General features: G+C 46.8%; 14 protein-coding genes. 2 read left to right on the top strand and 12 right to left on the bottom strand.

Annotated elements, in window-relative coordinates:
- Positions 1 to 37: 37 nt before the first annotated feature.
- Both ACF8CV_RS00265 and rluA read right to left on the bottom strand, forming a co-directional pair.
- Positions 38 to 1,000, bottom strand: coding sequence for a D-2-hydroxyacid dehydrogenase (locus tag ACF8CV_RS00265; RefSeq protein ID WP_097371597.1), 963 nt, complete (start codon positions 998 to 1,000; stop codon positions 38 to 40).
- 34 nt (positions 1,001 to 1,034) lie between these two features.
- Entirely contained in the window at positions 1,035 to 1,787 is a 753-nt protein-coding gene (rluA, locus tag ACF8CV_RS00260; RefSeq protein WP_029815573.1) for a bifunctional tRNA pseudouridine(32) synthase/23S rRNA pseudouridine(746) synthase RluA, read from the bottom strand.
- 328 nt (positions 1,788 to 2,115) lie between these two features.
- On the opposite strand from rluA, the gene ACF8CV_RS00255 reads away from it, so the two are divergent.
- Positions 2,116 to 3,381, top strand: a complete 1,266-nt coding sequence (locus ACF8CV_RS00255) for an NRAMP family divalent metal transporter (protein ID WP_005484911.1) — start codon at positions 2,116 to 2,118, stop codon at positions 3,379 to 3,381.
- Positions 3,382 to 3,450: 69 nt separating this feature from the next.
- Here ACF8CV_RS00255 and rapA read toward each other — a convergent pair whose 3' ends face one another.
- Positions 3,451 to 6,360 carry an RNA polymerase-associated protein RapA gene (gene rapA / locus ACF8CV_RS00250; protein WP_097371596.1) on the bottom strand — a complete coding sequence of 970 codons (2,910 nt, stop codon included), beginning with the start codon at positions 6,358 to 6,360 and terminating at the stop codon, positions 3,451 to 3,453.
- A 557-nt stretch (positions 6,361 to 6,917) separates the two neighbouring features.
- On the opposite strand from rapA, the gene ACF8CV_RS00245 reads away from it, so the two are divergent.
- On the top strand, positions 6,918 to 8,294 hold the full coding sequence (locus ACF8CV_RS00245) for a PhoH family protein (protein WP_097371595.1): 1,377 nt from the start codon (positions 6,918 to 6,920) through the stop codon (positions 8,292 to 8,294).
- A gap of 70 nt (positions 8,295 to 8,364) precedes the next feature.
- Here the strand turns inward: ACF8CV_RS00245 and tldD are convergent, their stop codons facing one another.
- From tldD to ACF8CV_RS00200, 9 genes are all read right to left on the bottom strand, one after another.
- Entirely contained in the window at positions 8,365 to 9,810 is a 1,446-nt protein-coding gene (gene tldD / locus ACF8CV_RS00240; protein ID WP_015297324.1) for a metalloprotease TldD, read from the bottom strand.
- Between the two features lie 11 nt (positions 9,811 to 9,821).
- Positions 9,822 to 10,643, bottom strand: coding sequence for a carbon-nitrogen hydrolase family protein (locus ACF8CV_RS00235; protein ID WP_138938536.1), 822 nt, complete (start codon positions 10,641 to 10,643; stop codon positions 9,822 to 9,824).
- Positions 10,644 to 10,677: 34 nt separating this feature from the next.
- The gene (locus ACF8CV_RS00230; protein ID WP_097371594.1) at positions 10,678 to 14,556 is read right to left on the bottom strand and encodes a YhdP family protein; all 3,879 of its coding nucleotides are present in this window, start codon (positions 14,554 to 14,556) and stop codon (positions 10,678 to 10,680) included.
- 11 nt (positions 14,557 to 14,567) lie between these two features.
- Positions 14,568 to 16,037: a ribonuclease G gene (gene rng, locus ACF8CV_RS00225; protein WP_005461826.1), complete on the bottom strand. Its 1,470-nt coding sequence runs from the start codon at positions 16,035 to 16,037 to the stop codon at positions 14,568 to 14,570.
- 18 nt (positions 16,038 to 16,055) lie between these two features.
- Positions 16,056 to 16,625, bottom strand: a complete 570-nt coding sequence (locus tag ACF8CV_RS00220) for a nucleoside triphosphate pyrophosphatase (protein ID WP_005461824.1) — start codon at positions 16,623 to 16,625, stop codon at positions 16,056 to 16,058.
- A 4-nt stretch (positions 16,626 to 16,629) separates the two neighbouring features.
- Positions 16,630 to 17,118, bottom strand: a complete 489-nt coding sequence (gene mreD, locus ACF8CV_RS00215; RefSeq protein ID WP_021484755.1) for a rod shape-determining protein MreD — start codon at positions 17,116 to 17,118, stop codon at positions 16,630 to 16,632.
- Positions 17,108 to 18,004, bottom strand: a complete 897-nt coding sequence (mreC, locus tag ACF8CV_RS00210; protein ID WP_005461822.1) for a rod shape-determining protein MreC — start codon at positions 18,002 to 18,004, stop codon at positions 17,108 to 17,110. The genes mreD and mreC overlap by 11 nt, the downstream gene beginning before the upstream one ends.
- 137 nt (positions 18,005 to 18,141) lie before the next feature.
- A complete protein-coding gene (locus tag ACF8CV_RS00205; RefSeq protein WP_005381144.1) occupies positions 18,142 to 19,185 on the bottom strand; it encodes a rod shape-determining protein in 1,044 nt (347 codons plus the stop codon).
- Positions 19,186 to 19,336: 151 nt separating this feature from the next.
- Positions 19,337 to 23,560: a DUF6701 domain-containing protein gene (locus ACF8CV_RS00200; RefSeq protein WP_097371593.1), complete on the bottom strand. Its 4,224-nt coding sequence runs from the start codon at positions 23,558 to 23,560 to the stop codon at positions 19,337 to 19,339.
- Between the last annotated feature and the right edge of the window lie 3 nt (positions 23,561 to 23,563).

The raw sequence follows: 23,563 nt of genomic DNA, 5'->3' as shown, positions 1-23,563 counted from the left end.
CTAGGTCTGCTTTTTTAATGCGGATAATCAACGCCCATTAAGCGAGGCGATTGAGGAGGTCTCCGCGCTGAAACGCGTTAATGTTCTCAATCAGAATGTCGGCCAAGCGTTGAATCGACGAATCACTTCCCCACGCAACATGAGGCGTTAACAGCAAATTCGGTAAGTGAATATTAGCGATCAGAGGGTTGCTCTCATCGGCAGGCTCCTGAGTAAATACATCAAAACCCGCAGCTGCGATCTCACTCTGTTTTAGCGCATCCACCAATGCTTGCTCATCAACCAAACCGCCTCGACCGGTGTTGATTAGAATCGCGTTTGGTTTCATTTGCTGTAACTCGGCTTTGCCAATCAAATTCTGCGTATGCTCGTTAAGCGGACAGTGCAACGTCAACGCGTCAGAGTGTTTCAACACTTCCTCAAATGGCATATAACCTGGTCGACATTCAGCCGCTCCTTTACGCTCCGCAAATAAAACCGTCATTCCTAGCGCTTGAGCCAGATTCGCCGTGGCTTGCCCCAATGCACCACTACCGACGACACCTAGTGTACTGCCGCCAACATCCCCGATGGAATGAGTAAAAAAGCAGAACTGCTTATTACGCTGCCATTCGCCAGCCGCAATATCTTGATGGTACCCAAACAAGTTTCGACGCAAAGCAAACAACATCGCGATCACATGCTCAGGCACAGATCGAGTGGCATAACCACGTACGTTCGCGACTGCAATGCCATGTTCAGCACAATAGCTCACGTCGACATTGTTAAACCCTGTCGCCGCAACGGCAATCATCTTGAGCTGAGGCAGCTGCGAAAGTACCGATTGATCCAACACCACTTTATTGCTGATGACGATATCGGCATCAGCTAAGCGCTCAACCACAAACTCAGGCGGTGTCAGTGCATACTCCATCCAATGATGAGGAAACTCAGGGCGCGGAACTTGAATGTGATTGGGAATGGTGGCGCGGTCGAGAAAGACCACTTTAGGCAGTGACATAACGGCTCCTTGTTCACTGCCTAATGAAATCTATTTATGGGCGTGGCAGTGTTTTGTAATCAGGTAATTTACGCTCTGGATCGAAATAGTCAAAGATCATCTCTTCGGCTTCCTGGTAAAAGTCACACGGAACAAAAATACTGCGGAGCCAGTGACTTTTCGGATGGTAGAAGCTCAGTTCAGAAGCGTGCAGTTCCAAACGCTCAGAGAAGGCTTTGGCTTCTTCGGTAGCATAGAACTCATCACCAACAATAGGGTGACCCAACGCTTGCATGTGCACACGCAATTGATGTGAGCGGCCAGTAATAGGCAGTAAACGTACGATGGTCGTCTTTGTGCCGTCTTCATGTTCTTCTCGCTTCGCGACTTGGAAGAGAGTTTTTGATGGCTTACCATCTTCAAAACACACTTTTTGCAGCGGACGGTTTGGCCAGTCACAGATCAATGGCAGATCGATTTCGCCCTCTTCCTGCTCGACATGACCCCAAACGCGTGCGTAGTAAATTTTATGCGTTAAGCGGAACTGGAACTGCTTTTTCAACGCACTTTCTGCTCGCTTGTTTTTAGCCAGTATCATCAATCCCGACGTCGACATATCTAAGCGATGCACGACTTGGATATCTGGGTACTCTTCCTGTAAACGACTCCACATGCTGTCATGGTGCTCTGCAAGACGTCCCGGAACTGACAACAAACCAGATGGCTTATTCACAGCCAAGATATGGTCGTCCTCAAAAACGATGTCGATCCAAGGATCAGTTGGTGGGTTGTACTCAAGCATTGCCATGGGTGGGATCTCTAGAAAATAAAAACGCCGCGATTATAACGAGGGCTCAGTCAAAACGCATTTTAATTTCGTGACCAATGAAAACACCAAAATCAACAGGGTTAATCAAGTCAATAAATTCGAAAAATAAAATAAAAACTGATTTGTAAATATAGTTTGACAAGTACTGCGGGAGTGATATTTATAGAGTGGTTACCCAAATAACTTTATTCCGTTCGGAAAAGCACCCCATAACATTAAATAAGGTTTCACGCCGTTTGGATTCCCGCGAACCGTTCTCGCGGGGGAAGGTTATGCCGCTATACACAACATCAAAGGACAATAAGAAATGGAATCCGCCGTACCAGATCAACCCCAATCCAGAATATCGCTATTTTTCCGCTCACTTGGCCCAGGCATCCTAATGGCTTCTGCGGCGGTGGGTGGCTCTCACCTTGTAGCCTCAACCAAAGCGGGTGCCATCTATGGCTGGCAACTTGCCGCACTCATCCTGCTCGTAAACCTGTTTAAATACCCATTTTTCCGAGCTGGCGTGCAATACACGATGGGCACAGGGCTTACGTTAGTCGAAGGCTACGCGAGACTGGGGCGCCCTTACCTTTGGTTGTTTCTGTTCTTAAGTGTGGTGTCGGCGGTGATCAACACCGCAGCATTGTTGATGTTTAGTGCGAGCCTGCTGGGTTACTTCATACCGTTTTCACTGTCGATGGCATCGTTGAGCATCATCGTTTTGGTCACGTGTTTGATCATTTTATTCGCCGGCCATTACAAAGCACTCGACACACTTTCGAAAGTGATCATGTCCGTGCTCACCATTGCAACTCTGCTTGCTGTTGTAATTGCGTTTGGTAACCCAGTGGAACCCGTCGCGAACTTTGAATCACCTTCCCCTTGGTCAATTGCGGCAATTGGTTTCATCGTGGTTACGATGGGGTGGATGCCAGCACCAATTGAGATTTCGTGTTTAACCTCAGCGTGGCTAAAGCGCCAGTCGAGTCAGCAAGAAGTAACACCTCGCTCTGCTCTGTTTGACTTCAACGTTGGCTACATCGGTACAGCCGTTTTGGCGCTAGTGTTTGTTTCGCTCGGTGCGTTAATGCTGCACGGTTCTGGAATTGAACTGAAGAGCTCCGGGGTAGGCTTCTCGCATCAGTTGGTTGGCTTGTACGCTTCGACCATCGGTGAATGGTCACGTTACTTAATCGCAGTGATCGCTTTCTTCTGTATTTTCGGCAGCACAATTACCGTTATTGACGGTTACTCGCGCGTAATTGCCGACTCACAACGCCTGTTGCGTTCTCAAGTGGAAACCGATCCAAAAGCAACGTCGGCGATTATGTTGGCGGTATCATTGCTGGCGCTGGGTATCGTCGTATTCTGGGCATCGGCACTGCTGCCTATGCTCGACTTCGCGATGGTTCTGGCGTTTATGACGACACCATTCTTCGCGCTACTGAACTACATCTTAGTGAGCAAAACGGACTTGCCGGAACCGCTGGCGGTGGGACGCAAACTGAAATGGCTATCGATTGCTGGGCTCATTTACTTGTTTGGCTTCTTAGCTTTGTTTATTTGGTGGAAGTGGTTGATGTAATCCGCAGGCAAACCGTAGATAAAGAAAAAGGTCTTCGATTGAAGACCTTTTTTAATGCGTTTAATGCGATTAGTTGTGGCTCACCACGATCAGACGGAGCGAATCGAGCTGCACTTGAGCTTGATTGATGTAACCCGTCAGCGCTTTGATTTGCGCTTCAATCGCTTCAATCTCTTCATCACGAATGTTTGGGTTCACCGCTTTCAAAGCTTGTAAACGCTCTAGCTCCGCATTCAAGCTTTGCTGCATATCTTGCTGCGCTTGCTTACGAACGGCTTCCACTTTCTCTTCAACCAGCACATCACCCGCTTCAATCAAACGGTGCACATCTTTTTGCACAGACGTCACCAGCTTGCTGCCAAGATGACGGTTTACTGGGCTAAGTTGACGGTTGAAACCTTCAAACTCCACTTGAGCCGATAGATCGTTACCACGCGAGTCCATCATCAGACGAATTGGCGTTTTCGGTAAGAAACGCGTGATACCGCTGCGTTTTGGTGCTTGCGCATCTACCGCGTAAATCAGTTCAAGCAGAATCGTACCAACTGGCAACGCCTTGTTTTTCAACAAAGATACCGCAGAAGTACCCACACCTTCACTCATCAGAAGATCGATACCACCTTGGATCATTGGATGTTCCCAACTGATGAAGTGCATGTCTTCACGAGAAAGCGCGGTATCGCGATCAAAAGTGATCGTCGCCCCTTCGTATGGCAAACCAGGGTAGCTTGGCACCATCATGTGCTCTGATGGCGTCACCACCAGTGCATTTTCGCCTTTGTCGTCTTGGTTCAAACCAATCGTATCAAACAGAGAAAGCGCAAACGTGACTAGGTTTGTATCACCATCAGTTGATTCAATTTTCTCAACGATTTGCTGAGCTTTTTCGCCGCCGTTAGAGTGCATTTCTAGCAAGCGGTCACGACCTTGCTCTAGTTGCGATTTCAATTCTTTGTTCAGCTTCGCTGATTCTTCGATGATCTCATCCAGAGTGCTGGTATCTCCTGACGCCAGAATCTCAATCAGAGCGTCTGAGTACTTGTCATAAACCGCGCGACCTGTCGGGCAGGTTTCTGCAAAGGCGTTCAGACCTTCATCGAACCAACGCGCAAGGATCGCTTGCGATGTACCTTTCAGGTAAGGAACATGAATGTCGATATCGCGGTTTTGACCGATACGGTCCAAACGACCAATACGTTGTTCAAGCAAGTCTGGGTTGAATGGCAAGTCGAACATCACCAATTGGTTGGCAAATTGGAAGTTACGACCTTCAGAACCGATTTCGCTACAGATCAGAACCTGTGCACCGCCTTCTTCTTGCGCAAAGTAAGCCGCAGCTTTGTCGCGCTCAAGAATTGACATGCCTTCGTGGAAGACCGTCGCACGGATGCCTTCGCGTTCACGCAGCGCTTGCTCCAATTGCAATGCCGTGCTCGCACGAGAAGCAATCACGAGAATCTTCTCGCCGCGTTTCTCTTTTACTTTTTCAAGTAGCCAGTTCACACGTGAGTCAAACTGCCACCAGCTTGCGTCATCGCCTTCAAATTCTTGGAAAATTTCTTCCGGGTACAAGTTCTTCATCGCACGCGCTTCAGAACTCATCTTACCGCCAATCATCCCTGCCACACGCATTGACGTGGTGTACTGCTGTGGGATATCCATCGGCATAAGATGCACATTACGCGTTGGGAAACCTTTGATTGCCGCACGCGTGTTACGGAACAAAACACGCCCCGTACCGTGACGGTCCATTAGGTTATCGATAAGCTCTTGGCGCGCTGATGCTTTCGCCTCTTCATCGCTGTTGCTTTCGATAATTCGGAAAAGTGGTTCTACGTCTTGTTCAGACAACAGCTCAGTGATCTGGTTTTTCGCTTCATCAGGCAGCTTTGCGCCTGAGAATAGTGAAGTAATCGCATCCGCTACAGGCGCGTATTGCTCTTCTTCCTCGACGAACGCTTCGTAATCATAGAAACGATCGGGATCCAGCAGGCGTAGACGAGCAAAGTGGCTTTCACGACCAAGCTGTTCTGGCGTTGCTGTCAGTAGCAACACGCCAGGAGTACGTTCAGCCAAGCCTTCTACCACTTGGTATTCACGGCTTGGTTTGTCTTGGCTCCACTCAAGGTGATGCGCTTCATCGACAACAAGCAGATCCCATTCGCCTTCTAGCGCTTGTTCAAAACGCTTGCGGCTCTTACGTAGGAAATCGAGTGAACACAGCACGTATTGCTGAGTATCAAATGGGTTTTCAGCGTCCGCGAATGCTTCAATACAACGCTCTTCATCGAAGATAGAGAAATGCAGGTTGAAACGACGCATCATCTCAACTAGCCATTGGTGTTGCAGTGTTTCAGGCACCACAATCAAAATGCGTTCAGCACGACCAGACAACACTTGCTGGTGAATGATCATGCCCGCTTCGATGGTCTTACCCAAACCTACTTCATCCGCCAACAAAACGCGTGGCGCGTGACGGCGACCGACTTCGTGCGCGATGTAAAGCTGATGAGGGATCAAACCTGCTCGCATACCACACAAGCCACGCATTGGGCTCTTGTGCTGTTCAAACTGGTTGGTTAGCGCACGGTAACGAAGAACGAAGTTGTCCATGCGGTCGATTTGACCGGCGTACAACTTATCTTGAGGTTTGTTGAAACGAATTTGGTTACTAAGGAAAATCTCACGCAGAACAACTGCGGTTTCTTGCGTGTCTTCACGAGTACCGAAATAGGTGTACAGACCTTCATCTTCCAGTACTTCTTCAACTTTCAGAGACCAACCTTCTTGGCAATCGATGACATCACCGACGTTAAACGTTACTCGGGTAACAGGTGCATCGTTACGTGCGTAAACTCGGTTTTCCTCTGACGCTGCAAACATCAATGTCACAGTACGAGCATCCATTGCTACTACGGTACCTAAACCTAAATCGCTTTCCGTATCGCTAATCCAGCGCTGCCCCAAAGCAAATGTCATGAATTGACTACCTCGTTATTAGTTCTTGATTCGTATTTCTTGTTGGTCTACTCACACCCGAGGGCATGGATAATAGTTTAGATCTGATTCTGGCTTCTGCTATGCACATTGAGCTCGTCATGCGAGTGTGGACTGAACATTTTTAAGTCAGCTCAACATGATAAATCGGACGTAGCCTATGCGCAGAAAAAGGTCGCTAATCTTACTTGAAGCTGTGATTTAGGTCACGCCGAAACCGCACCAAGCGGAAACTTTTTTTCCCAAATTACAAATGCAATCAAATTGTAAAAAACTCATGCCAATTATTAAGTTGTTGGAAGTAAATATTACGTATACTTCTAATGAGGGGCGCTTAAAGACATTGCATATGATTTGAGCGCATTAGTACACGATTAGGATCAACACGGGTTTGCAGTAAGTTGTCTTGCTACTCGGTTGCTAACTAACCGACGATAGCCCGATAACCTCTATTGCAAGCAATCAGAGTTAGGTCATTTCTTATGTTGAATTTGGCTTAACCACTCGCAAGCAAAGCCGCGCTGCGGCAAGGAGACGCTATGGGCGATACCGATCGGAAACTGTTTGTACTTGATACCAACATCCTTCTTCATGAACCCTTCGCCATCTTCTCTTTCCAAGAACACGATGTCGTCATCCCTATGACCGTGTTGGAAGAACTCGACCGAATTAAAGACAGCAAACGCGATGTTGCAAGAGACGCACGCGTAGCTATTCGCGCTTTGGAAGATCTCTTTAAAGACGCAACGCCAGATGAAATTTCAGAAGGCATTCCCGTATCGAAAGAAAAACCAGACCAAGGCTCTATTTCCATTTTGGCGGATTTTGAATTGCAGGAAACCGTCAAAGCTTTCGCCGACAAAGCCGGTGACAACCGTATTCTCAACGCGGTGCTTTATCTGCAAAACAAACGAGCACCACGAGAAGTCGTGCTTATCACCAAAGACATCAACATGCGTCTACGCGCGAAAGGAGCCGGAGTTCGCTTTGTTGAAGACTACCGAACCGACCAACTCATCGACGACATTCAATACCTCACTAAAGGCTTCCAGCAACGAGAAGGCGATTTCTGGAGCGGCATTGATGAAGTTGAAAGCTACGCGTTGGGGGGAAAAACCTACCACAAACTCAGTCGTGAGCCTTTTGACCCAACGTTCATCAACCAATACGTCATTGATGAAGACAGCGATTTTGCAGGCCGCGTTGAAACCATCAATGAAGACAAGCTAACCCTACTCGACCTAAGCCGAGAACGCATGATGCACCGCCGAGCTTGGGACATCACACCAAAAAACATTTATCAGGCCATGGCACTCGATGCCCTGCTCGACCCTGACATTGATTTGGTGATCCTCACTGGTGCGGCCGGTAGCGGTAAAACGCTATTGGCCATGGCAGCTGCGCTCGAACAAACTATTGAAAAAGGCATGTTTGATAAAATCATCGTCACGCGTAACACGCCAGACATTGGTGAGTCGATTGGCTTCTTACCAGGCTCAGAAGAGGAAAAAATGATGCCTTGGTTGGCGGCGGTAACCGATACTTTGGAGGCGCTACATAAGCACGATCACTGCACCGAAGGCTCGTTGAAATACATCTGCGATAAAGCCAATATTCAGTTCAAGTCGATCAACTTTATGCGTGGCCGTTCGATTCAAAATGCGTTTGTGTTGCTTGATGAGTGTCAAAACCTCACAGCATCACAAATCAAAACCATCATCACCCGCTGCGGTGAAGGAACCAAAATCGTCTGCTCCGGTAACTTGGCGCAGATTGACTCACATTACCTCACCCCAGTGACGTCAGGTTTGACCTACATGGTTGAACGCTTCAAGAACTTTGAAAGCAGTGCGAACATTCACCTCAACGGAGTGGTTCGTAGCCGCTTGGCAGAGTTTGCAGAAGAAAACCTCTAACCCACATCGATTCACGCACAAAGTAAAAGAGCGCTCCAATGAGCGCTCTTTTTATCAAGATTCGAGTGATTTATTCGGTGCCACCAACAGTCAGTGAATCAAGCTTCAACGTTGGCTGACCAACGCCTACTGGCACGCTTTGCCCTGCTTTACCACAAACGCCAACACCTTTATCGATGCTTAAGTCGTTACCGACCATCGAAACTTGCTGCATCGCTTCAATGCCTGAACCGATTAGAGTTGCCCCTTTGACGGGACGAGTCACTTTACCATCCTCAATCAAATACGCTTCTGATGCAGAGAACACGAACTTACCTGAGGTGATATCCACCTGACCACCACCGAAGTTAGGCGCGTAGATGCCTTTCTTCACGGTCGAGATGATTTCTTCTGGTGTGTGTTCACCTGGCAGCATGTAGGTATTGGTCATGCGTGGCATCGGTAAGTGCGCGTAAGATTCGCGGCGACCGTTACCCGTTGGGCTTACTCCCATTAGGCGCGCGTTCAGCTTGTCTTGCATGTAGCCTTTCAATACGCCATTTTCGATCAGCGTGTTGTACTGACCATTCACACCTTCGTCGTCCACATTGAGTGAACCACGTAGATCTTTCAGCGTACCATCATCCACGATCGTACATAGCGATGACGTCACTTGCTGACCCATTTTGCCAGAGAATACCGACGACTCTTTGCGGTTGAAATCCCCTTCTAAACCGTGACCTACCGCCTCATGCAGCAGTACGCCCGGCCAACCAGAACCAAGAACCACAGGCATCATACCTGCAGGTGCAGCTTCTGCTTCTAGGTTAACTAACGCCATACGGATGGCTTCGTCCGCGAAATGGAAGGCTTGCTTCACACCATCTGTTTCAGACAAGAAGAAATCGTAGCCAAAACGACCACCACCACCAGCACTGCCACGCTCGCGACGGTCACCTTTCTGTGCAAGTACACTGATGGATAGTCGAACAAGCGGACGAGTATCACCAGCGAAAGTGCCATCTGTAGCGGCAACTAGCATTTGCTCGTGCACGCCACTGATGCTGATAGAAACTTCTTTGATCAGCGGCTCTTTAGTGCGAATGTACGCATCCAAAGACATCAGCAACTCGGTTTTTTGTTGTTTTTCCCAGCTTGCTAGCGGGTTAACCGCATCATAGTAAGCTTGATTTTCCGAACGTTTGAATGCTTGAACTTTGCCATTTTGACCCTGCTGCGCAATGCCTCGCGCTGCAATAGCACTTTGCTTCAAACCTTCCGGATTGATTTGATCTGAGTAAGCGAAACCGGTTTTTTCGCCCGTCACCGCACGCACACCAACACCACAATCAATGTTAAAAGAGCCATCTTTGATGATGCTGTCTTCTAGAACCAGAGACTCGTGCCAGCTGGACTGAAAGTAGATGTCCGCATAATCGATCTGGCGCGTAGCAATGCTGGCAAGCGTGTCAGCAATGTCCTGCTCTGTCAGACCATTTGGGGCAAGGAGTGCCTGTTCTATTTGGTTTGTGCTCATAGTTAGCTCTTTTATTTCCGTCTCAATTCATTTTGAAAGCGACTGTGTTGAGTCAGCGGCATATTCTGCCTTACTTGCTGGGTTTGTGACAAATCTATCTCTGCCACCAGCAAACCCACTTGGTCTTGAAGTTGTGTGTGAATGCGTCCCCAGGGGTCAATCACCATGGAATGCCCCCACGTTTTACGGCCGCAAGGGTGTGTTCCCGTTTGTCCACTGGCTAAAATCCAACATTGCGTTTCAATTGCTCGAGCTCGCAACAACACTTCCCAGTGAGCTTGCCCAGTAACCGCAGTAAACGCGGCGGGAACAACAATGACATCCGCCCCCGCTAAACGCAGTGCTTTGTACAATTCGGGGAAACGAACGTCGTAACAAATGCTCAAGCCGACGCTGCCGATATCCGTTTCTGCCACCACAATTTGGTTGCCCGCGGTGAAAGTATCTGACTCTCGGTAGCTGCCATGGCCATCTTCTACATCGACATCAAACATATGCAGCTTGTCATAATGGGCAATGCATTTTCCGTGAGGTGGTAAAACGAGCGTCGTCGTTGTCACACCACGCGCGGTTTGAATCGGCATACTACCAACGACAAGCGTCAGTTGATGACTCTTCGCGATATTGGCTAAACGCTCTTGAATAGCACCGCTACCTAACGGCTCTGCATGTTGATGGTACTCTTCTCGACTGGCAAACAACACCGCATTTTCCGGCGTGAGCACCAGCTTCACTCCTTGATTGGCCGCCAAAGTACATTGCTGGTCAATAAAGTCCAAATTCGCCTGAATATCAGGCCCCGAAGTCATTTGAATGATGCCAACACGTTCCATGTGTTCTCTTCCTTCTACCACTTAGTCGGGCGATCTATTTAGCCTGCTCACGCAGTTTTTCTGGCAGCTTGTATTCGCCTTTACTACGTGAAATCTCTTTTACGGTTGGTGAATCTAACGGGCCTTTGACCTCGTAATTCACTTGGGTGAACACCTCTACAACAGGAGAAATCACCGTGGAAATCGCCAGCACGTACAGAGCGGTTTGAGGGGCTACCGCAAACGCCGTCAACATTGGTAACCCTGACGTAATATCCGGCGTAAACTTCACTTCCGCATCCACCATTCTGCTGGTCATGTTTGCAATACCACGAATTTGCATTTCACCAGCTAGCGCATCCATCACAATATCATTGGTGATGAACACACCATCTTGGATTTTGCCTGTACCCGTGATGGAGTTGAACGCCATGCCTTTGTCGAATACGTCGGTAAAATCGAGCTGCATCTTACGAATGATGGAGTCCAAGCTAAATAAGCCAAGCAAACGCGCCGCGCCGCTGACTTCACTCACGATTCCTTTGCCAAACTCCGTCGAGACATTCCCCTGCAAGGTTGGTGTCTTCATCGACCAAGGCGCACCATCCCAATTCATATTGGCGTTGATCTCAAATGGCGCTTGCTGGATCCCAGACGTGATACCAAAACGCTCCATCAGATCCGTGTTGTTATCGCCTTTCATTTTTAACGTCAGATTGGAATGGCTACGATCTTTGGTCAGCTCCCACCAACCATTCATATCGATGCGGTTTTTGCCGCTACTGAAGGTAATGTTTTTCCACTCCAAACGATCATCTTGACGCTGTAAGTCGACATTCACTTTGCCAACCTTGTAACCTTGCAACCAAAAATCGTCGATGTTCAACGTTAAGTTTGGCATCTCTGCGTGAAACTTGCGGTCAAAGTTGGTAATAAGTGGCGCATTCTGATCTTCACTAGCGAAAATCGAACTGCGCTCTTTGGTCATTTCCTCAAAGTCTGGCAAGTACAAATGCAGATGGTCTAGAGACACCGATAAATCGTACGGTTTGAGGTACGTTGCTTTGCCTTTCACCTCTTGGCTACTCACGTCCAACTGCCAACTTAGGTTCTTTTTACTGGCGTTCAATGCCACATCGTGAAACTCAATGCCGCCCAGCAACAAGTTCGGCGTTTCGACTTCAATACGCGTTGGTAAAGGAATCGTAGGCGTCTTCATGTTTGCCAGCACCGATTGCGCTTTACTCTCTGGCGTATCCAGTAACGTCGCCCACTTATCTAGGTTTACCTCATCTAGACGAATCGAAGCATCGTGCCCAACGACAGGGCTAATTTTAAAACCGCCTTTGCCTAACACCAAGTTGGTCGCGGTTAACACTGGCACATCGCCCGAGATATCAATTTCGGTCTGATATTTCGCATTTGGGATTTGCAAACGAGCCGAAATGCTCTCCTGATTCCCCGATGCTTGTAGTTTCGCCTGACCAGCTTCTCCGACCTTTTTCGTCAATGGGTATGGGTATTCACTGGCTAATCGACCGAGCTGCGCCAACACATCCACTTGGTAAGTAAAACCCACATCGTTGAGCTGCAAGTCAATGTCCATTTGCCAAGGCGCATGACCGGAAACCAAGCTCAACCAACGTTCACCCAAATAAGGCTTGAGAGGCTCTACATCCCAATCACCTAAAGTATTGATGGTCACGTTGTAGCCTTGGTCCGCACTTTCGCCGTGGAAATCGAGTGAAATAGGCTGCGAGAGTAACTCTGCTGACAAGCCAGATGTCGTCACCACATCGTTGTCGAACTGAATGCGGCCTGTGGCTTTTTCTAGCGTCATTGGCGGCGCATCAATGTCAACACGGTTGTCTTTCAAATCCGCATAACCCCAAGCTCGCGCGTCTTTTTCCATATCAAAAGGAATGTTGAGCTGGAACTCGGAATACACCGGGCCACTGACTTGCAAGGCCGTCAAAGCGGCACCAACCGAGTCAACCAGCGGCGTAGCCATCATGTAGTCGCGAACTTCATTACCCGGAGCTGTGGCTTTAGCTTCAATTTCGATATGGCCATCTTCAGCCAACTCCGGAATGCGCCCCGTGATGCGTTTAGCGTGAACGCCATTTAACGTCGCCGATTTGGAATCCAGATACATGGCGTCGTTTTCAAACAATAGATCAAGCTGCAAGTCGGTAATGGTTGGCCACGCAGTATCAAAACTGAATTTCGCGTCTTTTAAGCCAACCCATGCCTGAAACATGCCGTTGTGCTCTTTGTAAGGAAAATCTCCTAACTCGCCATACCACAGCAATTTGGCCGTATTTACTTTACCGCCTTGAATGGCGGTCGATAGGTAGTCCGTCAGATCTTGACCTAATGCCAAAGTTGGCAAGTAACGCCAAGTTTCACCAGCGTTGTAGAGAGCCGCCTCAGCATAAAACGATAGGAATGGGCTTTGCTCTTTAGGGAAATCAAGTCGAAATGCGCCCAACACTTGAAGGTCCGGAGTCGCAGCCGTGACTTTATCCGACCACAAACGCCAACCTGTCTCATCTTGCTGCCAGATGATGTCGACTTCGCCTTGCTTGATGTTCAATGGGGCTTGGAATACATCCCCGTACGGGAAAACATCATCAATGACCGTGACTTTCGCTTTCGCTTGCTTCAAGTCACCCGCAACGCTGCCTTGCACATGTTGAAAGCCCGGCAACAGTTCCCATTGAGTCATAGCTAACTCATCGAGATCTGCCGAATAACGCAACGTATCTAAGCCACCATTCATGGCTAAACGAATGTCTTCAACACGACCTTTCGGCGCTAATTTATTGAGTAAGTCACTGGTTGATTCCGATTCCGGCGCGAGCTTAACGAGTGGAATCAACGCCTCAATGTCGAGCTGAGAAAGGTTGAGCTTCCAGCCATCTGGTTGCCAATCAAAAGCCGCATCAAGTTCAGGCCAGGATTTGTCATCGGTGCGAATTTGAAGTGAGTGACCATTTACTTTCCAACCTTGCTTATCAGGCAAGAGCTTAAACACTCCCGATTCGATAAACAGTTCATGGCGGCCATTTTCATTCCATACGAGCTCAGACGGTTGCAGCTCTACGTACGCATAATTAGGTTGGCTGTGTTTGAGAGTCAGCCAGGTATTCAAACTGACCTTGCCAGACTCCGCACCCGATTCTTCTTGCATGTAAGTGGTAAGCCAAGGCGTTACCGAGACATCTTGCGCACTCACGTAAAACTCACCAGACACATCACGCAGCGAACCATGGTCTTTAAAGTTAGCATTTACTAACAGTGAGTTCAGGCTAGCGTCTGCAATACTGACTGTGCCTTCCGCTAAGTGACGTTTACCTTGGTTACTCCAGCGAAGCTGTTCAATATCGAGTCGACGAGTTTCGCCCGATACCGATTTGTACCAGACGCGTGAATTCGTAATGGTGAAGTCTTCAAACTGACGCAGCAATAGTGAGTCCAGCTGATCAATCAGCTTAATTTCATTTTGATCAACATCAGTGGTCGGCTCTTGATTACTCGACGTAGGTAGAAGATCGACCGTGCGAATATCTAATGCCAAGTTATGAATGGTTAAGTCTGCCACGACGGGCTTAAACTGAAGTAACGATTGAATCAAATCGAATTCAATTTGAATTTCATCAACGGCGAATCGAGCTTCTTGGTTATTCGGTAAGTTAGCTTCTAAGCCGAGTAACGCGATAGAGGGATGGCTATTACGCCAAGAACCAGCAACGCTGGAGATAGAAAAGTCAAAACCTGTGCCTTGTTTGACCCAGGTTTTGATCTCATCTTGGAAGTGGTTAAGTTGTGGCAATGTGACGCGTAGAGTGGTCACTAGAATGGCTAAAAAAACCAAGACAGTGACTAACGTCCACGCGCAAAAACGCCCAAAACGGTTAAAACCAGAATTCACAAATGTTCCAATTACATCATCACGACGTCAAACTGTTCCTGAATGTACAGGGGTTCAGCCTGAATACGGACTTGCTTACCAATAAATACTTCAAGTTCTGCCAGCGCATGAGACTCATCACCCAAAAGCGCTTCTGCAACAAATGGCGATGCGTATACGACAAAGTTGTCGGCATCGTACGCTCGGTTTACACGAGTGATCTCGCGCAGAATCTCGTAACACACCGTTTCAACCGTTTTCACGGTGCCACGGCCTTCACAAGTAGGACAACCAGAACAAAGAATATGTTCAATACTTTCGCGCGTACGCTTACGCGTCATTTCAACCAGACCTAACTGCGTAAAGCCATTGATGTTGGTTTTCACGCGGTCTTTCGACAACGCAGCTTCTAACGAAGTTAGTACTCGCTGACGATGCTCTTCTGACGCCATATCGATAAAGTCGATAATGATGATGCCACCTAGGTTACGCAGACGTAACTGGCGAGCAATGGCTTGAGTCGCTTCAATATTGGTATTAAAGATGGTCTCTTCTAAGTTACGACGACCAACAAACGCACCAGTGTTGATGTCGATGGTAGTCATCGCTTCTGTCTGATCGATGATTAAGTAACCACCCGACTTGAGCTCAACTTTGCGCTCCAAAGAGCGTTGAATTTCGTTCTCAGTGTCGTACATATCAAAGATAGGCTTGTCACCTTCGTAAAGCTCAAGCTTATCGGTCAGCTCCGGTACGTACTCAGAAGTAAACTCTTTGAGGTTCTCATATTCTAAACGTGAATCGACCAAAATCTTGTCGAGTTCCGTTCCAACGAAGTCACGCAAAATACGTTGTGCAAGACCAAGCTCGCCATACAGCGTTGAACGTGTCTTGTACTTAGAACGACGCTCCATGACTTTCAGCCATAAGCGTTTTAGGAACGCAGCATCTTGAGAGAGTTCTTTCTCGTCCGCCCCTTCTGCGGCCGTGCGGATAATGAAACCACCGTGCTCATCGCAGTAGTGATTCACCACTTTTTTAAGGCGCTCACGTTCACTTTCGCTTTCAATACGTTGCGATACACCAACGTGGCTAGCGCCAGGCATAAAGACGAGATAACGGGAAGGAAGTGTGATGTCAGTAGTTAAACGCGCACCTTTAGTGCCAAGAGGATCTTTAACTACCTGTACGACGATATCCTGACCTTGGCGAACCAATTCAGAAATGTCACGAACTTGAAACTGCTGTTTCTCGTTCTCTGCCACACATTCAGTATGCGGAACGATATCAGACGCATGTAAAAACGCCGCTTTATCTAAACCGATATCGACAAAAGCCGCTTGCATGCCAGGCAGCACTCGGCTTACTTTGCCTTTGTAAATGTTGCCCACAATACCGCGACGAGATTCGCGCTCGATATGAATTTCTTGTAGTACTCCACCTTCAATCATGGCCACACGAGTTTCACTCGGGGTCACGTTAAGCAGCAATTCTGCACTCATGTGCACACCTCAAAACAATTATAAAAATTCTTGAATTAGCTGATCGGTTTCGAACAAAGGTAAGCCTACTACAGCGTGATAACTGCCTTCGATTCGGGTGACAAATCGCCCTCCGAGTCCCTGAATACCATAACTTCCAGCTTTATCGCATGGCTCTCCTGACTGCCAATATTGTTCGATTTCTTCGTGAGTCAGTGGCTTGAACCATACGTCAGTGGTGACGACCACCGAGTGTTGTTGTTCCGATGATACGACGCTCACCGCTGTCATCACTTGATGACGACGACCGGATAAGTCAGTAAGCATACGCTTTGAATCTTCAAAACTTTTTGGTTTCTCTAACACACGGTCATCGCATACTACGACCGTGTCTGAGCCCAATACAACGGAATCAGGCTTAGCCAACGCTAAGCCTGCCTGAGCTTTTTCCAAAGAAAGACGCAGCACGTAATCTTGTGCTTGCTCATCAGCCTGTTTGGCTTCTTCGATGTCCGGTAATACGATATCAAAGTCATAGCCTAGTTGAGCAAGCAGCTCTTTTCTTCTCGGAGAACCCGAAGCGAGAACGAGAGATAGGCTCTTTTTCACCGCATTACCTTACGTGCCAAGCGCGACGAACTCGTCGCATTAATAAAAACATCCATGGCCAAAGTATACAGTTTATTGCTGCCGTCCACAGAGATAATGGATTAAATACTACGTCCTGGTTCAAATATTCCCCACAGAATATCAAAACTTCCAATAACACAGTAAAAAAGGCAATTAAAATCGACTGTTGCCACAATGCCATGTTACGAATTAGCAAGAAATTCAGTGCCACCAAGTAGATGACAATGGACATCATCATGCCCCGAATTCCTAGCGTTGAACCAATGAGAATGTCCCACAACAAGCCCAACACTAACGCCGTGCCGACGTTCACTCGATGCGGCAATGCCAGCACCCAATAACACGTCACCAAAAATAGCCATGAAGGACGAAGTAGGTCCAATACACCTGGCCAAGGAATGGTTTGCAGTACTAGCGCAACGAAGAAACTAACACCAATCACCATTCTGCTACGCAATACATTACTGGCCATTAGTTACCTCTTGTTCTTGCTCTAACCCGTCATTCGCGTTGGATTGCAATACTTTGTGCTGACGATCTTCGTTTGGCCAGATCAACAGCAAGTATCGTAGACGATCAAACTCCACCACAGGTTCGGCTTTGATCGATGCAAACTCTTGACGAGTATCGTGATCCACATTCGTGACCGTCGCCACAGGGTAGCCTTCAGGGTAAATGCCTCCCAGACCGGATGTCACAAGTAAATCACCGACTTGAATATCTGTACTGGTTGGAATGTGTTCCAGTTGGATTTCATCCATTTCACCATTACCTGATGCAATCACTCGAATGTCATTACGAATGACCTGAACTGGAATGGCATTTTTTGCATCTGTCAGTAGCAATACGCGCGCATTGTGCGCCGCAACAAACGTAACCTGACCGACAATACCTTTTTCGTTAATAACGGGCTGACCAACGTACACACCGTCAATTTGGCCTTTATCAATCACCACTTGATGACGATAAGGTGAAGTATCCACCGCCATTACTTCGGTCACGACCTTCTTCTCATCACGAACAAAAGACGAGCCAAGCAACTTACGCAAGCGTTGGTTCTCTTCTTTATATTGGTCGAGCAAGATCAATTCGCTTTTTAGACGAAGCACTTCGCGCTTTAAGTTGCGATTGCCTTCTACTAATGCCTGACGAGTATTAAAACGTTCGAATACACCATCAAACATACTGCGAGGCATATTCGCTGCGTACTGAATTGGCGCAACCATACTGTTAAGTAGGTAGCGAACGTTGGAAAACGTATCTAGACGACTATCAGCCAGCATCAAGCTCGCCGACACGATGACAGCAAAAAACAGACGTAATTGCAGAGACGGGCCTCTGCCAAAAATCGGTTTCATCTTGTTTTTAACCTGATTGCTTCCATGATTATTGAGCCTTACTTGGCAACCTGAAACGCGTTCAGATATGGAGCATGTTTGAATTACAGAGAGAGCAGAAAAGAAGGTGAAGCCCGTAATGAGCTTCACCTACATTTTTATTCTTCAGAGAACAGATCGCCACCGTGCATGTCGATCATTTCTAGTGCTTTACCACCACCACGTGCCACACACGTTAGTGGATCTTCAGCGATAACTACCGGAATACCCGTTTCTTCCATAAGTAGGCGATCAAGATCTTTCAGTAGTGCGCCACCACCGGTTAGCACCATGCCGTTTTCAGAGATATCTGAAGCTAGCTCTGGTGGACACTGCTCTAGCGCAACCATGACTGCAGAAACGATGCCTGATAGCGGCTCTTGAAGCGCTTCTAGAATCTCGTTTGAGTTCAAGCTAAAGCTGCGTGGCACACCTTCTGCAAGGTTACGGCCGCGAACTTCAATCTCTTGAACTTCATCACCAGGGTAAGCTGAACCGATTTCGTGCTTGATTTTTTCTGCCGTAGCTTCACCAATCAAACTGCCGTAATTACGACGCACGTAGTTGATAACGGCTTCATCAAAGCGGTCACCACCGATACGTACAGAAGACGAGTAAACCACACCATTTAGAGAGATAACGGCAACTTCAGTAGTACCACCACCGATATCGACCACCATCGAACCTGTTGGCTCAGAAACACGCAGACCAGCACCAATCGCCGCCGCCATTGGTTCGTCAATTAGGTAAACTTCACGTGCGCCCGCACCCAATGCTGATTCACGAATCGCACGGCGCTCAACTTGAGTAGAACCACAAGGAACACAAACTAGTACGCGAGGACTTGGCTTAAGGATGCTGTTGTCGTGCACTTGCTTGATAAAGTGCTGAAGCATTTTTTCGGTTACGTAGAAGTCAGCGATTACACCGTCTTTCATTGGACGGATAGCTGAAATGTTACCAGGTGTACGACCCAGCATTTGTTTTGCTGCATGACCGACTGCAGCAACGCTTTTTGCAGAACCTACACGATCTTGACGAATAGCAACTACAGAAGGTTCATCAAGGACAATACCTTGTCCCTTTACGTAAATTAGAGTGTTGGCAGTACCCAAATCGATAGATAGATCGTTAGAAAACATGCCACGAAGTTTCTTAAACATACTCTTCGCTCATCCTGCAAAAATTTAGAAGACAAAAATTGTCCTAAATGTACCAATGCCTCGCTGTCACAGCAAGGCATTGGTACACAAACATGAGCAGAAAGCCTCAATTTCTTGCAGTTTCCTTACTTAACGCAAGAAACCGAAGTTGTTACTGTCCGGTTAATCCCGGCTCGCCACGATAAATCACGCGATCATTGCCACGGTGAATACCGAAGGTAATAACCGAGGAAGGGTTTTCTTCCTCACCATCATTGTCCCAGTCATATTTGAGCCAAGGAAGATTGTTAGAACCTCCCTTGAGCTGTAACCAAAGTCGAGATTGTTGACGTCCCACAGGGTTACATGTATTCGGATCTTGCCTAGCCGATAGATCCCACGTCACACCATCTGTAACCGTGTCATTTCCTTCTAGCAAAATCGAACAGCCGCTTTTGTCGTCAGGCCAAATTGTCTTTGGTTTTCCATCAAGCTCTGAATAAATAACCGTTCTGTCATCATCTACATTTCGTACAAAACGCTTAAGATTATCATTCCAATACTCAACACGTAGTGGTATGTGTAAAGTTTCACTCTGGCGTCCACCGACATCATCAAGATCAACACGACCGAAACGAATGTCTGGTTGTTTCCGTAGCTGCTTCACACCAATACTCACACCAGCTTTGTCTACTGAGGATGAGGATTGAGCAATAGAAATTGAGGTATCCGATGATTTCTCTAAGTAGTTTAACGGGCCGTCAGGCTGAGTAACTACTTTGCTCCACACAAGCCCACTCGCGCTATATTTCCCAACACTTTGCCCTGAAACATAGGGACCTTTACTACCGTTCAACCAGTTACCAGTGTACTCGACCGGCGCACTAAACCTTCTATCATTGGCAGAGTTATTTTCGTACAAGTTGAATTTCGCGTGGTAATCTTCACCAAAATACGCATAGTTACGTAAAGCGCCGCCTCCTTTCGACAATGCTTCTACATAAAACCGTTTTAACCCAAAAGGCTGTCCCATATAAGCAAATGTTTGGCCATTTGGATAATCCCATATGTTGTTGTACAAAGTTGTTTGATCGCTACTGTAAACATTGAATTTACCAGGGTAAAAACGCCCAACATTGAGCGTTGCATCTGTAATTTTGAATGCAGCACTGCCTAGATACGACGAATACGAATCACCATTACCCGCCAAAGGAGCAGATACGACAAACTTAAACACTCCGACATCACTCACTGATTGCTTGAATGACACACTCCCTCCGCTCCATACGGTATCATCAGGCAGCGTATCAACTAGTAGAGTTGCGTCAACGACACTTCCTTTATCTAGTTTATCTGGATCAGGATAAACTAGCGTATTGGTAATTTTGACGTCAGGTTCTTGATAATTCTTAGCCTCATCACCGCCATCCTGATAAGCCTTAACGGACATGGTGAACTCTTCCCCTGCGGGGATATAACCATCACAACCATCAGAACAATCACCTCCACCACTGACACTCAAGCCCAACTTCGCAGGAAAACTAACAAATGTTCGATAACTCTCAGCTTGCGTTTTGTTCGTTTCAGTTAGGACTCGAGCAGAAACTTTTAGCCGCCCTACTTCAGGGTATTCAACATTAAATACAGCTTTGCCATCTTTGCTAAAAAACACGTTAGGAATTGTTACCCATTCATTAGGTTTAGTCATAGAGAAAGCCTGTTCAAACTGACTATTTTTCCCTTTAAAGCTCACCTTAAGAGCCGGCGTGTAACTCGGTTTACTTGGCTCATCATAATCGAACTTCATTTGAATATTTCTAAACAAACCTTGGGATGGAATCTGCGATGAACTTGACTCACAAAGCATTAAATTGGGATGATAATTTGCACTTGGACTCTTTAATTTGTACTGAGTTTGTAAATCACCCGACTGACTAAAAAAAGGTAGTCCAGATATTTTATCTGGGATCGACAACGTGATTGAGCTTGCAAAACTGATCAAGCAGCTAGGGTCAAAATCGTCTTCACCAAATAATTTACATTTAACTGGTTCGATATTAGGGGAGATAATTGATGTACGAGCAATGCCAAGCTTGGCTTGTTCCGCTCCCTCTGAGCGCACTTGTAAATTAGCACTATGTGTAAATATCAACGTATTGTTTGCAAGTGGCTCACCTTGTGAGTTTAACCACTGGGCGTCACGCATATCAGATAAGGTAACCTCTAACTCCTTAGCGTTTGTCATCCCCTTAGGAGGATACGTTTCATCACATGCAGGGTTCATACAAGCTGTAAGCGTTACACTTTTAGCATCGCAAACATTTCCGCTTCCATCGTAAGTGAAGCGAAAGTGATCGATCTGAGGCTCTTTATTGAATCGATCTGCACATATTTTAACATTGTCAACTTCATGAATATTGGTGCTAGCCCCAGTTCCCGAAGTAATTGAAACCAAGAAGTCTTTCGGTAGTTGTGGCTGACCAAACCCATCCGCTATATTTAACGGCTTTATCAAGCTTTCCCAAGCGAAGCCATTAATACTGCGCTCGATGGAAACCCACACGCCACTGCTTCTCCCAATAATATCTTTCCGAGTATCTACAGTTACTCTAAATCTATGCTTATCAGAGGGAGATCTTCCACCTTTTTCATCCAGCGGACCGAGGTCTGTATTGTTCTTAATGAACTTATAGCCACCAAACCACTCGTTGGTATCTGAGCCGTTTATTACTTTTTGATAACCAGCCCCACGAATGGTGACAGAATGCGGCTTTCTGCCTGGGCGCGTTTCATAGTCATCAAAGCTACCTTCATTAGAAAAGTTACCGTACTCATCAATACCAAACGCAACCCACCCGCCAGCAAAGCCCTCCATTCCTGGCTTGACACCATAGCCCAAAGGCCCACCTAAAGCACCTGGAGATGGAGGAACATTTGCATCAGAGAGAACAATAGCGATACCATCACCACCAGTTCGCGTGCTGCTACGTCGTGCATAGTGGTCGAATGTCACTTGAACAACATTATCTTCAGACGGGATTGTTATTTTAAATGCTGAGGCTGTAGATTGATCATTTTGGTTTGTGGATACGACAAAGCGACCAGAATCGACATAGGGAACCGTGCTCTTTCCCCGCCCCATAACAGTCCAATTGCTCAGTGGTTTTTCAGCATCAAAGTTCTCAGCCAAACACTCGACTGGTTCTGGAATAATAATTTCTGGAACCATATCAGGACACACATCTTCTAGGACGTCTAGCGGGCAACTACCTATGGCTTGCGAGTTATCACAGTTGGGTTCATCTGCACCACAGTAGATTTTTTCATTATCAAAGTCATATGAATGACCAACAACAGAACCACACACACTTGAGTTCTTTACTGTTGCCTTATGACTTGCTTGTATAGCATTTGTGTAGGCGTAAATACCTAACTTTTGATTTTCCTTGGAATTGTCGAGTTTAACTTCTGAACCTCTGGAAGTAACTTGACCACATACTAAAGAATTTTTAATAACAACTTGATGCCACGCAACAAGGTTCCCGTAAACGGAGTTGCCGCCTCCCGCTTCTTCAAGTTTTATTTCTTCGCCGAGGCTTTGGATGTCTCCAACAACTTTCGTTCCTTTTAACACCACTTCGTGTGATGCTTCGATGTCACCGTAAACTTGATTATTCAAGTTTTCTGTTTTTACAGCTCCGCCTTTACTTGTTACATCACCACGAACTACAGTATGCTTCAATACAACGTCCCCATGAGCAACTACATCGCCTTCGATAATATTACTGTTTACCTCTGTCTTTATCTGCCCAGCGCTACTGGTAACTCCACCTTTTACAGTAACTTTTGAGAGAACAATATCCTTCGCTCCCCAAATGTTACCTTCAATAAGGTTCGTATTACCTTTAATCTCAACAGTATCAGACTCACTCGTTACACTACCTTTAATATGGGCATCTTCTAGGTAGACCTTTCCATGAGACACAGATATTAACCCATGAATTTCAATATCGTTCTTAAGATCTACGGCACCAAAAGACTCTACATGTCCAAAAATCTCAATGTCATTTTGTCCTTTGACATCACTATTTTTTGAGAAAATATTGATTGAATTTACGGGGTCACCAATCTCATTATTCCCTTTTAGCTCTACACCACCATAAACGTGAATATTGACATCATGAGTAGCTACCACAGACTGCCCATTGTTCAAACTCAAGCCATTCGGACAAATATAGTTGCCTGTTAGGTCGTACCAACCACCACACAGGTTCCCTCTCGATTTCATCACTCCCTGACCAAATGACCAATATGGTGTCATATCATAAGTTTCAGCAGAAACGCTCTTGAGAGAAAACAAACAAAAAAATAAAGCAGCAATTATTTTTCTTTTCATTAT

It is taken from the genome of Vibrio sp. zbq_1, assembly GCF_043102935.1.
Taxonomy (GTDB): Bacteria; Pseudomonadota; Gammaproteobacteria; order Enterobacterales; family Vibrionaceae; genus Vibrio; species Vibrio parahaemolyticus.
The sequence above is the reverse complement of the archived record's forward strand: the minus strand, read 5'-3'. Positions and strand labels throughout refer to the sequence as shown.

Coding starts and splice junctions, on each gene's coding strand:
- ACF8CV_RS00265 (WP_097371597.1), bottom strand. CDS start 1,000: ATGTCACTGCCTAAAGTGGTCTTTCTCGACCGCGCCACCATTCCCAAT.
- rluA (WP_029815573.1), bottom strand. CDS start 1,787: ATGGCAATGCTTGAGTACAACCCACCAACTGATCCTTGGATCGACATC.
- ACF8CV_RS00255 (WP_005484911.1), top strand. CDS start 2,116: ATGGAATCCGCCGTACCAGATCAACCCCAATCCAGAATATCGCTATTT.
- rapA (WP_097371596.1), bottom strand. CDS start 6,360: ATGACATTTGCTTTGGGGCAGCGCTGGATTAGCGATACGGAAAGCGAT.
- ACF8CV_RS00245 (WP_097371595.1), top strand. CDS start 6,918: ATGGGCGATACCGATCGGAAACTGTTTGTACTTGATACCAACATCCTT.
- tldD (WP_015297324.1), bottom strand. CDS start 9,810: ATGAGCACAAACCAAATAGAACAGGCACTCCTTGCCCCAAATGGTCTG.
- ACF8CV_RS00235 (WP_138938536.1), bottom strand. CDS start 10,643: ATGGAACGTGTTGGCATCATTCAAATGACTTCGGGGCCTGATATTCAG.
- rng (WP_005461826.1), bottom strand. CDS start 16,037: ATGAGTGCAGAATTGCTGCTTAACGTGACCCCGAGTGAAACTCGTGTG.
- mreD (WP_021484755.1), bottom strand. CDS start 17,118: ATGGCCAGTAATGTATTGCGTAGCAGAATGGTGATTGGTGTTAGTTTC.
- mreC (WP_005461822.1), bottom strand. CDS start 18,004: ATGAAACCGATTTTTGGCAGAGGCCCGTCTCTGCAATTACGTCTGTTT.
- ACF8CV_RS00205 (WP_005381144.1), bottom strand. CDS start 19,185: ATGTTTAAGAAACTTCGTGGCATGTTTTCTAACGATCTATCTATCGAT.
- ACF8CV_RS00200 (WP_097371593.1), bottom strand. CDS start 23,560: ATGAAAAGAAAAATAATTGCTGCTTTATTTTTTTGTTTGTTTTCTCTC.